Here is a 12,297-nt window from a genome sequence, read left to right on the forward strand (position 1 = left end):
CCAAAGCAGCGGCGGCGCCTGTCCTGAGCTTGTCGAAGGGACGGCGTGTCGCTGCACAAGTGACCGGTCGATCGTCGTCAGCGAATGCGTTCCGACGTGTCCGGGTGGAACAGGTAGACCCGTTCCGGCGGTGCCGTCAGCCGCACCTGATCACCCACCGCGTACGTCTCGGCGGCCGGAGTCTGGACGATCACGTCGGCACCGTCACCGGCCAGGTCCAGCGTGGCCTGGCCGAATTCCATCAGGTGTTCGAAGTACTGCACGGTGACCTCGACCCCGGCCCCTTCGACAGGCTCAGGGGACGAGGAAGCCAGCAGGGCATCCTGGGGCCGGATGCCGACCAGCACCCGGTCACCGTCGGCGCCGCCGGTGACCGTCACCGGCAGTTCGCCGTCGCCGATCCGGACCGAGCGCCGCTCACCGGAAACGATCAAGGTCCCCTCGATGATGTTGATCTGGGGCTCGCCGACGAACCGGGCCACGAACAGGTTGGCCGGGTCGTCGAACACCTCGTCCGGCGTGCCGAACTGCTGGATCACGCCGCCGTCCATCACGGCCAGCCGGTCGGCCAGGCTGAGCGCCTCCACCTGATCATGGGTGACCACGATCGTGGTGTAGCCGAACTCCCGCTGCAGCAGTTTCAGTTCGCGCCGAACCCGGTTCCGGGCGGACGCGTCCAGGTGCGACAGCGGTTCGTCGAGCAGCAGCACCGGCGGATTGCGGACCAGCGCCCGGGCCAGCGCGACCCGCTGCTTCTGACCGCTGGACAGGGCGGACGGCCGCAGCTCCAGCAGATCGGTCATCTCCAGCCGCTCGGCGATCTTGGTCACCAGCTCGGCCGCGCCGGGCACCTTCCGTGCCTTCAGCCCGTACGCGAGGTTCTCCCGGACCGACAGCGGCGGATAGAGAGCGTACGACTCGAAGCCGACGCCGATGCCGCGCTTGCCCGGCGGCAGCTGGCTGATCTCCCGCTCGCCGATCTTGATCGAACCGCTGGTCACGGTCTCCAGCCCGGCGATCATGCGCAGCGTCGTGGTCTTGCCGCAGCCGGACGGGCCGAGCAGCGCGATCAGCTCGCCGGGCTCGATCTCCAGGTCGATTCCCTTGACCGCATGGAATTCGTGCTTGCCCTGCGGGTTGTAGATCTTGTTCAGCGAGCCGAGGGTGAGGCTCTGCGCCACCTGCGTGGCCGTTGCGGTGCTCATGATCAGGACTCCTTCCGCTGCGCTGCGGCACTGCCGAGCCGCGCCGTGTCCCCGTCACCGGCGGCGAACAGGTGGACATGCTCGAGGTCGACCCGGACCGACACGTCGACGCCCTCCTCGGCCAGCGGCCCGCCGGGCGAGAGCCCGATCAGCGTGGTGCCGCCGAGGTCGACCGAGACTTCGATGTTGCGGCCCAGCCGCTCGGCCAGGATGACCCGGCCGGGCACCGTGAGGTGCCCTTCGACAGGCTCAGGGCGCGAAGGATCGGCCAGCTCAAGATCGCTGGGCCGGATGCCGATCCGCACCCGATCGCCGGCGCCCAGACCAAGATCACCGGGAACCGGAATCGCGAACCGGGTGTCCGGGATGATCACGTTGCCGCCGTCGATCACCGCGTCGACCAGGTTGATCTCCGGCTGGCCCAAGGCCCGGGCGACGAACGTGTCGGCGGGGTGGTGCCAGATCTCCGCCGGGGTGTCGACCTGGACCAGTCTCCCGTTCCTGATCACCGCGATCCGGGTGCCCAGCGCAAGCGCCTCCTGGTAGTCGTGGGTCACGTAGACCGTGGTCGTGTTGGACATTGCGCCGAGCGTCTTCAGCTCGGCCCGCATCTCGGCCCGGAGCTTGGCGTCCAGGTGGCTCAGCGGCTCGTCCAGCAGATAGACGTCGGCCGGCCGGACCAGCACCCGGCCGAGCGCCACCCGCTGCCGCTGCCCGTTGGACAGCTCGCGCGGGAAACGATCTTGCAGGTGGTTGATGCCGAGCGTCGTGGTGACCTGGTCGATCCGCTCCTGCTGCTGGGCCGGCGTGTACTTGCCGGTCCGGCCGGACTTGAGCGGCGAGGCGAGGTTCTCCCGCAGCGTCTTCTGCGGATAGAGCGCGTACGATTCGAAGGCCATCGCCACGTTGCGGTGGTACGGCTCGACCCGGGTCATGTCGGTGCCGCCGATGTGCACCGACCCGCCGTCGATGTCGAGCAGCCCGGCGATCGACTTGAGCGTCGTCGTCTTCCCGGCCCCGGACGGGCCCAAGATCACGAAGAACTCGCCGTCACCGATCTCCAGGGAGAGATCGTCGACGCCCACGGTCTTGCCGTAGTGCTTGGTCAGATTGGCCACAGCCACGGTTGCCATCAGGACTTCACCGCCCCAAACGAGAGGCCCTGGACCAGGTAGCGCTGGATGGTCAAGGCCAGCACCAGCGGCGGCAGGGCGCCGATCACCGCGGCTGCCGCGGTGAGGTTGTAGTAGGCCTGGCCGCCACCGCCGAGGAACTTGGTGATCGCCACGGTGACCGTACTGGCCGCCGTGTCGGACAAGATCAACGGGAAGACGTAGTTGTTCCAGGCGAAGATGAACGCCAGCAGGGCGGCCGCGGCGATGCCGGGCCGGACCAGCGGCAGCGCCACCATGACGAACGCCTGCCGGCGGGTGTAGCCGTCCAGCAGCGCGGCCTGCTCCAGGTCCTCGGGAAGATCCTGGAAGTACGACCTCAGGATCCACACCACCAGCGGCATCGTGACCAGCTGCAACACCCAGATCATGCCGACCTGCGTGTCGAACAGACCGACCTGGTTGTAGATCACGAACAGCGGCACGATCACCATCAGCTCCGGGGCGAACCGGAACGACAGCATCTGGAACATCAGGTCGTTGGAGCCGCGGTACTTCCAGCGTCCCGCCGCGTAGGCGGCCGGGATGCCGATCACCAGCGAGACGATCACCGCGCCGCCGCAGTTGATCAGGCTGGTCAGCAGGGCCGCCTTGTAGTCGACGCTGGTCAGGTCGGTGCCGCGCTGGGACAGCACGGTGGCGAAGTTCTCCAGCGTGGGCGAGAAGACGAAGAACGTCGTGGTCTGCTCGGCCTCGGTCTTCAACGACAGCAGGACCATCCAGAAGATCGGGAACAGCGAGAACAGGAACCAGCCGAGCAGGATCAGGTCGCCGCCGATCCCGGCGGGAGTGAACCGGCGCTGGCCGGGCAGCAGTTCGCGTGCCATGGTTCAGCCCTCCGTTCCGGCCGCGCGGGCCTGCGCTTTGCCCAGCACGCCGACCAGGTAGCGCGCGGTGATGAACACGATGATCCACAAGATCAACATGTAGGTGGAGCCGCGGGAGTAGTCCATGTTGGTGATCGAGTCCTCGAAGGCGCCGATCTGCAGGGTCCGGGTGGCAACGCCGGGTCCGCCGGAGGTCAGCACGTAGATGTGGTCGAACACCTTGAGGTTGTCCATGAACCGGAAGATCACCGCGACCAGGATGTACGGCCAGATCATCGGCAGCATCAGCCGGCGGAACATGTAGAACCAGCTCGCCCCGTCCACGTCGGAGGCCTCGAACGGCTCCTTCGGCAGCGACCGGATCCCGGCCAGCACCAGGATCGCCACGAACGGCGTGAAGATCCAGATGTCGACCAGGATCACCGACGCCAGCGCGTTCTGCCGGCTCAGCCAGTCGAACGTCGCGCCGAGGCCGAAGATGTGGTTCAGCACACCGAACTGGGGATTGAACATCAGCTTCCAGATCACCCCGGCGATCACCGGAGCGATCATCAACGGCAGGATCAGCACCTTCTCGAAGATCCGCCCGATCAGGCTGGACCGGTTGAGCAGCAGCGCGATGATCACGCCGATCACGGTCTCCAGCGCGGTCGCCGCGACCGCGAACAGCAGGGTCACCCCAACACTGCCCCAGAACTTCGTGTCGGTGAGCACCGACTCGAAGTTGGCCAGCCCGACGAAGCGCGGGTTCGGGTTCACCGCCGCGTAGTTGAGCACCGTGTAGATGGCGCCGATCGCGAACGGGTAGAGGATGCCGATGATGATCGCCACCGCCGGCACCGACAGCAGATAGGGGCGCAGCTTGCGGCGCCAGTCCGGCACCTCCGGCGGGGCCGGCCGGGCGGCCTGGCCCGCGGGGGCGCCGGTGGGCGCTTGGGTCGTCGTCATTGATCGGCCTCCCTCAGAGATTGATCTTGGACGTGTTGGTACGGGCCAGGCTGTCCAGCCGGCTCCGGGCGTCCTCGCCGCCGTAGATGTCCTGCAGCGCGACCGCCCAGTCCTCTGTGGTGCCGAAGAACTTCTTCTGCGGCGAGAACTGGATCTTGGAGTCCTTGATCACCGTCTCGAAGGCCTCCAGGTAACCGGGCTGATCATCGAGCTGGCTCTTGAACACCGAGTCGAAGACCGAGGCGCGGACCGGGTCGGCGAACTTGCCGCCCGACACCGCCTTGCTGAGTGCCTGCTTGCCGGTCGCCCACTGGATGAACAGCCAGGCGCCGAGCTTGTTCTTGGCCTGCGAGTTCATCGCCAAGGACCAGGTCCACAGGTTCGTCTTGTAGTTGCCGTCGGGACCGGCCGGCCCCGCGTACCAGCCGAGGTTGCCCGACTCCTTCGCCACTCCGGCCCGGTTCTTCGGATACGTGGCGGAGTCCGCGTCGTAACACATCATCGCCACGCCGTCACCAAGATCACCGGTGGCCTGCGGGTAGTCGTACGTCGTCCAGGAGGTGGGTCCGGCCTGCCGCATCAGCTCGATCCACTTCTCGTGGAAGGCGACCGAGAGGTCGGAGTTCATCTGGGCCGTGTACGCACCGTTCTCGAACGCGTAGTCGACGCCGCCCTCCCGGCTGAACTGGGTCATGAAGCCCGGGTGGATCGTCGCCCAGGACTTCGAGCCGCGGGCCGCGACGCCGTACCGGTTCTCGGTCCGGTCGGTCAGGTCGACGGCCAGCTGGATGAAGTCGTCGAACCGGTCCGGCAGCCGGATTCCCTTGCTGTCGAAGTACTTCTTGTTGTACGTGACGACGTTGTTCTCGAAGCCCCACGGGATGGCCCACTGGCCGCCGCTGCCGAGCGGGCTGCCGGCCTGGAAGTCCCACTGGGTCGACTGGCGCAGCCCTTCGTAGATGTCCTCGAAGTCGTACTCGTCGTGGGTGGCGGCCGGGTTCTCGATCCAGGGCTTGAGGTCCTCGAGCCAGTTCGGCGGGCCGTACTGCCAGATGAAGTAGGCGCCCAGCATGAACGCGTCGTGCTTGCCGGTGCCGCCGGCCAGCTCGGTGTTGAGCTTGGTGAAGTAGCTGCTCTCCGGCACCAGGTCGGTGATCACCTCGATGCCGGTCAGCTCGCTGAACTCCTTGAGCAGCGGCTGGAAGGACTGCTGGTACGGGTGCGGCGTCTGCAGCACCTTGATCGTCGTACCGGCGGCCTTCTTCCAGTCGAAGCCGCCGGTCACCCCGGCCGCGCCGTTGACGACGGCCGGAGCACCGCCGATGCCGCAGGCACTGAGCAGGGGAGTCGCGGCCGCCGCGGCGCCGAGTCCGAGCGCCGCGCGCCGGGTCAGTCTGTGATCAGCCATCGTTCTTGCCTCTCCGTTGAGTAACGCCACAACGCTCCCTGAGCCTGTCGAAGGGCCAAGCCCCATGCAGCCAAGGCCCTTCGACAGGCTCAGGGCGCTGAAGGGTCAGGGGATCAGGGAGACCTTGATCGACGAGGTACCGTCGCCGACGAGGTCGAGGCCCTTCTGGAAGTCCGCCAGCGGCAACTGGTGGGTGCAGATCTTGTCCATCGGCAGCGCGCCGGACTCGATCAGCCGGATCGCCGCCGGCCAGCAGTGCGGGCCGAGGTGCGCGCCGAGCACGTCGAGTTCCTTGTCGTCGCTGATGATCGACCAGTCCACCGTGACGTCGTCGCGGAAGACCCCGTACTCGACGTAGGTGCCGAGCTTGCGGAGCAGCTTCAGCCCCTGCGGTACGGCAGCCGGGTGGCCGGTGCCCTCCAGGTAGACGTCCGCGCCGTAACCGTCGGTGAGGTCCTTGACGATCTTGTCGGCGTCCTCCTCGGCGATGTTGATCACCACGTCGGCGCCGCACTCCTTGGCGATCTCCAGCTTGTGCGGCGCCATGTCCAGCGCGACCACCTTGGCCGGGTTCTTCGACTTGGCGCCGGCCACCATGCCCAGCCCGATCGGGCCGCAGCCGGCCACCACGACGACGTCGTCGAAGCCGATGCCGGCTCGCTCGACCGCGTGCAGGGAGCAGGACAGCGGCTCGGCGAACGCGGCATGGTGCGGCGGGATCTCGTTCGGCACCTTGTGCACCAGCGCGTCGACGTTGTAGATCATGTACTCGGCCATGGCGCCCGGCGTGCGGCGCTTGAACCCGTACAGGTCGTGCGGGCCGCACATCCAGTACTGGCCGCGCAGACAGTAGCGGCACTTCCAGCAGGGCACGATCTGCTCGCTGACCACCCGGTCGCCGACGCCGACCTTCCACTTCTCGGCGGCGAGATCGTCGAGCTGAACAACCGTTCCGGCGAACTCGTGACCGGGGATCACCTCGGTCTCCGCCCAGGCCGGCCGGGAGTCGTCGCCCCAGAACTTCGCGGCACCGTGGTAGCACTTCAGGTCGCTCGCGCAGATGCCCACCGCGTCGACCTTGACCAGGGCCTCACCGGGTCCGGGCGTGGGGACCGGAACCTCTTCCAACGTGTAATTCTCGGGGCCGTGACAGATGACGGCCTGCATGGTCTGCGGGATCTCCGCGGGGTTCGACATCGAGCTCCTCCAAGTCCGGGCCAACACCGGAGAGCCACGCTCCGGCGTGCTAGGACGACTGTAGGCGAGCGCTCGTACATATGTCCAGAACAAAGTTGCAGACATGAGAGAGATGTGCACATTCGTTCAGATTCCGTACCGATGTGGGTCATACTGTCCGCATGGCAATGACCAACGGGTCCGAGCCGCCGGCGGAGCGGCCGGTGGAGTTGGGTCGCCGCGGCCGTACCAACGAGGCCGGCCACTTCCCCGCTTCGCTGCTCTACACGGCGGCGAAGATGTACTACGACGACGAGGCGACGCAGGCCGACGTGGCCAGCCGGCTCGGCACCAGCCGGGCCACGGTGTCCCGGCTGCTCGCCGAGGCCCGCCGGCGCGGCATCGTGCGGATCGAGATCATCCCGCCCGGCGAGGACTCCGACGCCGGCCTGGCCGACCGGCTGGCCGCCGCGCTGGGACTGGAGCGGGTCTATCTGTCCGCGTCGCTGCGCGGTGCCCCGCCGGTCGGCGAGACGCTCGGTCCCGCGCTGGCCCCGGCGGTGAGTACGGCGCTCGCCGAGGCGAACCTGGCCTCGGGTGATGTGCTGCTGGTCTCCTCCGGCCGGACCGTCTACGAGGTGGCCCGCTGCGAGCTGCAGCAACTGCCCGGCGTCGTCGTCGCGCCGACCGTCGGCGGGCAGGATCAGCCCGAGGGCTGGTACCAGACCAACGAGATCACCCGGATGATCGCGGCCCGGGTCGGCGGCCGCGCGACCTACCTGTTCGCGCCCGCGCTGCCCGGCCCCGACCTGTACAAGACCTTGATCAAGGACCCGTCGATCCAGCGGGTGCTGCACCTGTGGCCGCGGGCCCGCTGCGTGCTGACCGGCGTCGGCGCGCCGCCCATGGTCCGCTCGGACATGCCGCTCTTCGTGCCCGCCGGTGCGGCCTCGTTGGTCGACGCGGTCGGCGACGTCTGTTCCCGGTTCTACGACCGGGCGGGCCGGCCCGTCCCGTACCCGGGCAGCGAGCGACTGATCGCGCTGTCCCTGGAAGAGTTGCAGCGGATCCCCATCTCGATCGCCGTCGCCTCCGGCCCGGACAAGATCAACTCCATCCTGGCCGGCGCCCAGGCCGGTTATTTCAAGCGCCTGGTCACCGACCCGGCGACGGCCGAGCGGCTGATCGCGGCCGCGGCCGGTTAGCGCGGGCGGCGGGCGCGGCTCGGTGACGCCTGTCATGATCATCGGGTGACCAAGCTGCTGCTCGATGTCGACACCGGGATCGACGACTCGTTCGCCCTGCTCTACCTGCTCGGCTCGCCGGACGCGGAGATCCTCGGCATCTCCGGTACGGCCGGTAACGTCTCGGCCCGGCAGGTGGCGCTGAACAACCTGGCCTGGCTGGAGTTGGTCGGCGCGCCGGAGATCGAGGTCTGCCTCGGCTCGGAGATCCCGTTGATCCAGCCGCTCAAGACGTCGCCGGAAACCCATGGCCCGCAGGGAATCGGCTGGGCCGAGCTGCCGGCGCCGACCCGGCGGATCTCGGACCGGCACGCGGTGGAGCTGTGGAGCGAAGTGGCGCGCCGCCATCCCGGTGAGGTGGTCGGCCTGATCACCGGCCCGCTGACCAACCTGGCGCTCGCCGTACGCACGGATCCGGAACTGCCCCGGCTGCTGCAGCGGATCGTGATCATGGGCGGGACGTTCGATCATCCGGGCAACACCACGCCGACGTCGGAGTGGAACATCGCGGTCGACCCGGACGCGGCCAAGATCGTTTTCGACGCCTTCAGCGGACTGCCGGAGGACCGCCGGCCGATCGTCTGCGGGCTCAACGTCACCGAGACCATCGCACTGCAGCCCGAGCACGTGATCCGGCTGGCCGAGGCGGCCGGGTCGACGCCGGCCGAGGCGCCCTCGCCGGACCGGCCTGACGGCACCCGCTCGACCGCGAGCAACCCGCTGATCCGGCACCTGACGGATGCGATCCGGTTCTACTTCGAGTTCCACCGGGACTGGAACTGGGGCTGGTTCGCCCACCTGCACGACCCGTTCGCCGCCGCCGTCGCCCTCGATCAGAACTGGGCCGAGCTGCGCGCCGCGACCGTCGACGTGGAGCTGGCCGGGACCTTGACCCGGGGTACGACGATCGCGGACTGGGACGGCAAGTGGGGCCGCGAGCCGAACGCCTGGGTAGCGGTCCGTACCGATCCGGAGCGGTTCTTCGACGTTCTCATCGAGCGGATCGGGCTGCTGGCCCGGCGGCTCGGCAGGGCAGACTAGGGTCCCGTGAGTTACGCCGAACCGCCCCGCAGCTTCTACCCGATCATCACCGCCCTGTTCACGGCGACCTTGATCATCTCCAACGTCGCGGCCAGCAAGGGTGTCAGCTTCTTCGGCGATCAGTCGCTCACGCTCGGACCGCTGCAGATCCTGCCGATCAACACCGACGGCGCGTTCTTCCTCTTCCCGCTCGCGTACGTCCTCGGCGACGTGCTCAGCGAGGTGTACGGCTTCCGCGCCGCGCGCCGCACCGTGATCACCGGGTTCGTCACCCTGCTGCTCGCCTCGGCCTGCTTCTGGATCGTGATCCAGCTCCCGGCCGCCGACTTCTACGAGAACCAGGCCGCGCTGGAGGCCGTGATCGGCGTCGTACCGCGGCTGGTGCTGGCCGGCGTGATCGCGTACCTGGCCGGGCAGTTGCTGAACTCCGCCGTCCTGGTCTGGATCAAGAACCGCTACGGCGAACGCCGCCTCTGGGTCCGCCTGATCGGCTCGACCGTGGTCGGCGAGTTCGCCGACACCCTGATCTTCTGCAGCATCGCCGCCGGCGCCATCGGCATCACCACTGCCGCCGACTTCATCAACTACGTGATCGTCGGCTTCCTCTGGAAGACCCTGGTCGAGGTCCTGGTCATGCCGATCACCTACCGCGTGATCGCGATCCTCAAGCGCCACGAACCCACCTACGCCGACCCGGACAAGGTCCCGACCGCCGCCTGAATCACCCCTTGCCGACCCGAAGTCACGGCAGTCACGCGCAGCACCCGCCGCCCGTCCGCGGCAGTGTTGCCGAGTGGACCCTGACGCGGCACCGAGCCCCCGGGCTCGCGGCCGGTCGAGCTGCTGGCAGCCCTGGCCGGTACCGCCGTCGCCGGGCGTGCCCAGCGTCCCGCCCGGCGCTGCTCCGACGCCGAGAAGGGTGCGGTTGTCGACAATCCCACCGACCGGGCCCCTTCCGCGGTGGGGTTGTCGACAAACCCACCACTCGGCCGCCGGAGCTGGAGTACGTTGGTCGCCCCCGTGCCGTCGCGGCTTCCTGGTCAGCCGCGCGAGGGCTGGTTCTGACGGGACCGAGGCGCGCCTCGGTGCCTGGCTCGGTGCGTGCGCCTTTGCCCAGCCTCCTCACCTCGAGAGCCCGAGTTGCGGACCGTCCGCGTCACGGTCGTCGGCATCGCTGCGCCACCGTTCGACACCCTCCTAGGCATCGACCCACTCGACCGTGTCCCGGCCGAACCGCCGCCCGACCCAGGCGAACGCCCGGTGGTCGGGTCCGAAGGCCGGTCGTGACTGGCGGACCAGGCCGAGCTCCGTCCTGGTCTCGGTGAGCCACGGCCCGGGATCGTCGAGGTGGTGGGCCGGGCCGTCGTGGGCGTCGGTACGCAGCAGCCAGTGGGCGGTCCTGGCCAGATGGGCCGAGACCCGCCAGGTGCCGCCCTGCTCGGCCCGGCGCCGCAGGGCGCTGAGGACCCCGGCCGCCAGTAGGTAGCCGGTTGCATGATCGAGCGCCTGGGCCGGCAGGGCGCCCGGGTGGATGCCGTCGGCCGACTCGATCAGCGCGATGCCGGTCGCCGCCTGCACGATGCTGTCGAACCCGCGTCGACCTGCCCACGGCCCGCTGGGTGTCCAGGCCGAGAGGCTGGCGTGGATCACCTGAGGGTGGGTTCGCGCGAGGTGATCGGCGTCGAGCCCGAAGGCCGCCAGCGCGCCTGGGCGGTACCCGGTCACCACCACGTCGGCGCGGTCGAGCAGTTCGTGGACTCGCCGGCGGGCGTGCGGGTCGTGCAGGTCCACCAGCGTGGAGCGCTTGCCGGCGTCCGTGTCGAGGTGTTGCGCCCTCAGCTCCGGCATGGCGGGCGGATCGACCCGCAGCACGTCACAGCCGGCGAACGCGAGTGTGCGGGTGGCGACCGGCCCGGCGATGACGCGGGTCAGGTCGAGGATCCGGGGGCGTTCCGGCACCGCCACGCTCGGCGCCTCGGCCGGCAGTCGGTCGACCGCCAACACGGGGTGCCGCTCGACGGCCTGGGCCTGCTCGCCCGCCAGCCACTCCCGACGGGTACGTACGCGTACGCAGATGCCGTGGTCGGCGGTGATCACGTCTTCCAGTTCCTGGGCTCCGCGGTTGGCGATCACCGCGGCCACGGCCTCCCGGTCGGCGTCGTGCGGCAGGCCGAGGGCACGGGCGAGCCGGTCCCGGTGGTGCGGGTAGTTCGCATGCGTACGGACCCAGCCGTCCCGGGCCGCGAAGAACCCGGACATCGGGGCGAACGCGGGCTCCCGCTCACCGTCGACCGTCTGGAGCTGATCATTGCGGAACGCGACCGACACCTGGCGCGGGTCGACGTGCACCCGCTCCCCGCCGCCGCGCAGCGCCTCGGCCGACAGGGCGGCCAGTGCCACCGAGCCGCAGGCGAGCGTGTTGACCGGAAGAACGGCGGGCAGCGCGCTGTCGGACGCGAGGTCGAGGCGCGCCGCCCACCCGTCGTCCAGGCCCAGTGCGGGCAGCAGTTCACCCACGAGGCGGTTCATGGCCTCGACCCTAGGCGCCGAGCCGAACGAGCGCCGGACCTGGTGGTCCGGTTGAACCGAGATCGGGCTTGCCCTTCGACGGGCTCAGGGGACGTTCGAGGTGGGCTTGGACCATGGCGGGCTCGGTGGACGTAGCGGCAGCACCCTTGGGGCCGGGGTCCGACCTCCGGCTGCGGGCTCGCTCCGGGGCCTGCGTTTCGGGATGGGTCGTGAGCCGCGAGTCACAGTGGGATGAGGGTGCGGATCCGCTTCGCGGTCTGCTCCGGGGCGAGTTCGGTGACGTCGATGACGTGATCGTCGACGGCGGCGTTGTCCAGAATCTCGGTGAGTTCGCCGACCCGGTCGAGGTGCCAGTCGCGGCCCTCGGGATCCTGCTCGTGTCGCCGCCGGATCCGCTCCTTGATCAACTCCAGGTCGGCGGTCAGGCGGACCAGGTGCAGCCGACCGCCGACGGCCTCGGCGAAGCGGGCCCGCTGGTCCGGCGTCTCCACCACGCCGGCCATGATCAACTTCTCGGCGCCGGCGGCCCGGGCGTTGGCGGAGAGATCGCGCAGGTTGGCCAGGGTGAAGGCGAGGTTGAAGCCGTCGCCGGGCGGATTCGGCCAGAGGCGGCCCAGCTCGTCCAGGTCGACCGCGACCCCCGGGATCCCTTCGGCCGCGAGTTGATCACCCAGTGCGTCCAGGACGGTCGTCTTGCCGACGCCGACGGTCCCGTTGATCAACACGGCCTCGTACCCGATGGTCATG

General features: G+C 69.1%; 11 protein-coding genes. 3 read left to right on the top strand and 8 right to left on the bottom strand.

Features of this window, described 5'->3' with window-relative positions:
• Positions 1 to 77 precede the first annotated feature (77 nt).
• The 6 genes from AC6CCG_RS20645 to AC6CCG_RS20670 form a co-directional block, all read right to left on the bottom strand.
• Entirely contained in the window at positions 78 to 1,205 is a 1,128-nt protein-coding gene (locus AC6CCG_RS20645; protein ID WP_496656517.1) for an ABC transporter ATP-binding protein, read from the bottom strand.
• 2 nt (positions 1,206 to 1,207) lie between these two features.
• Positions 1,208 to 2,338: an ABC transporter ATP-binding protein gene (locus AC6CCG_RS20650; protein ID WP_496656518.1), complete on the bottom strand. Its 1,131-nt coding sequence runs from the start codon at positions 2,336 to 2,338 to the stop codon at positions 1,208 to 1,210.
• On the bottom strand, positions 2,338 to 3,204 hold the full coding sequence (locus AC6CCG_RS20655) for a carbohydrate ABC transporter permease (protein WP_496656519.1): 867 nt from the start codon (positions 3,202 to 3,204) through the stop codon (positions 2,338 to 2,340). The genes AC6CCG_RS20650 and AC6CCG_RS20655 overlap by 1 nt, the downstream gene beginning before the upstream one ends.
• A gap of 3 nt (positions 3,205 to 3,207) precedes the next feature.
• The gene (locus AC6CCG_RS20660) at positions 3,208 to 4,152 is read right to left on the bottom strand and encodes a carbohydrate ABC transporter permease (RefSeq protein WP_496656520.1); all 945 of its coding nucleotides are present in this window, start codon (positions 4,150 to 4,152) and stop codon (positions 3,208 to 3,210) included.
• A 13-nt stretch (positions 4,153 to 4,165) separates the two neighbouring features.
• On the bottom strand, positions 4,166 to 5,560 hold the full coding sequence (locus AC6CCG_RS20665) for an ABC transporter substrate-binding protein (RefSeq protein WP_496656521.1): 1,395 nt from the start codon (positions 5,558 to 5,560) through the stop codon (positions 4,166 to 4,168).
• A 105-nt stretch (positions 5,561 to 5,665) separates the two neighbouring features.
• On the bottom strand, positions 5,666 to 6,757 hold the full coding sequence (locus AC6CCG_RS20670; RefSeq protein ID WP_496656522.1) for a zinc-binding dehydrogenase: 1,092 nt from the start codon (positions 6,755 to 6,757) through the stop codon (positions 5,666 to 5,668).
• A gap of 161 nt (positions 6,758 to 6,918) precedes the next feature.
• On the opposite strand from AC6CCG_RS20670, the gene AC6CCG_RS20675 reads away from it, so the two are divergent.
• Genes AC6CCG_RS20675 through AC6CCG_RS20685 form a run of 3 tightly spaced genes read left to right on the top strand, consistent with a single transcriptional unit; the run spans position 6,919 to position 9,741 of the window.
• Positions 6,919 to 7,941: a sugar-binding transcriptional regulator gene (locus AC6CCG_RS20675; RefSeq protein WP_496656523.1), complete on the top strand. Its 1,023-nt coding sequence runs from the start codon at positions 6,919 to 6,921 to the stop codon at positions 7,939 to 7,941.
• A 45-nt stretch (positions 7,942 to 7,986) separates the two neighbouring features.
• Positions 7,987 to 9,021 carry a nucleoside hydrolase gene (locus AC6CCG_RS20680; protein WP_496656524.1) on the top strand — a complete coding sequence of 345 codons (1,035 nt, stop codon included), beginning with the start codon at positions 7,987 to 7,989 and terminating at the stop codon, positions 9,019 to 9,021.
• Positions 9,022 to 9,027: 6 nt separating this feature from the next.
• On the top strand, positions 9,028 to 9,741 hold the full coding sequence (locus tag AC6CCG_RS20685) for a queuosine precursor transporter (protein ID WP_496656525.1): 714 nt from the start codon (positions 9,028 to 9,030) through the stop codon (positions 9,739 to 9,741).
• A 477-nt stretch (positions 9,742 to 10,218) separates the two neighbouring features.
• On the opposite strand, the gene AC6CCG_RS20690 is transcribed toward AC6CCG_RS20685, so the two are convergent.
• Positions 10,219 to 11,550 carry a CoA transferase gene (locus tag AC6CCG_RS20690; RefSeq protein ID WP_496656526.1) on the bottom strand — a complete coding sequence of 444 codons (1,332 nt, stop codon included), beginning with the start codon at positions 11,548 to 11,550 and terminating at the stop codon, positions 10,219 to 10,221.
• A gap of 221 nt (positions 11,551 to 11,771) precedes the next feature.
• Positions 11,772 to 12,296, bottom strand: coding sequence for a P-loop nucleotide/nucleoside kinase family protein (locus tag AC6CCG_RS20695; RefSeq protein ID WP_496656527.1), 525 nt, complete (start codon positions 12,294 to 12,296; stop codon positions 11,772 to 11,774).
• Position 12,297 lies beyond the last annotated feature (1 nt).

The organism is Microlunatus sp. YIM B11417 (assembly GCF_059617205.1).

Excerpts from the sequence above, each read along its gene's own strand:
- AC6CCG_RS20695 (WP_496656527.1), bottom strand. The coding sequence starts at position 12,296 with ATGACCATCGGGTACGAGGCCGTGTTGATCAACGGGACCGTCGGCGTC.
- AC6CCG_RS20665 (WP_496656521.1), bottom strand. The coding sequence starts at position 5,560 with ATGGCTGATCACAGACTGACCCGGCGCGCGGCGCTCGGACTCGGCGCC.
- AC6CCG_RS20690 (WP_496656526.1), bottom strand. The coding sequence starts at position 11,550 with ATGAACCGCCTCGTGGGTGAACTGCTGCCCGCACTGGGCCTGGACGAC.
- AC6CCG_RS20675 (WP_496656523.1), top strand. The coding sequence starts at position 6,919 with ATGGCAATGACCAACGGGTCCGAGCCGCCGGCGGAGCGGCCGGTGGAG.
- AC6CCG_RS20670 (WP_496656522.1), bottom strand. The coding sequence starts at position 6,757 with ATGTCGAACCCCGCGGAGATCCCGCAGACCATGCAGGCCGTCATCTGT.
- AC6CCG_RS20660 (WP_496656520.1), bottom strand. The coding sequence starts at position 4,152 with ATGACGACGACCCAAGCGCCCACCGGCGCCCCCGCGGGCCAGGCCGCC.
- AC6CCG_RS20655 (WP_496656519.1), bottom strand. The coding sequence starts at position 3,204 with ATGGCACGCGAACTGCTGCCCGGCCAGCGCCGGTTCACTCCCGCCGGG.
- AC6CCG_RS20645 (WP_496656517.1), bottom strand. The coding sequence starts at position 1,205 with ATGAGCACCGCAACGGCCACGCAGGTGGCGCAGAGCCTCACCCTCGGC.
- AC6CCG_RS20650 (WP_496656518.1), bottom strand. The coding sequence starts at position 2,338 with ATGGCAACCGTGGCTGTGGCCAATCTGACCAAGCACTACGGCAAGACC.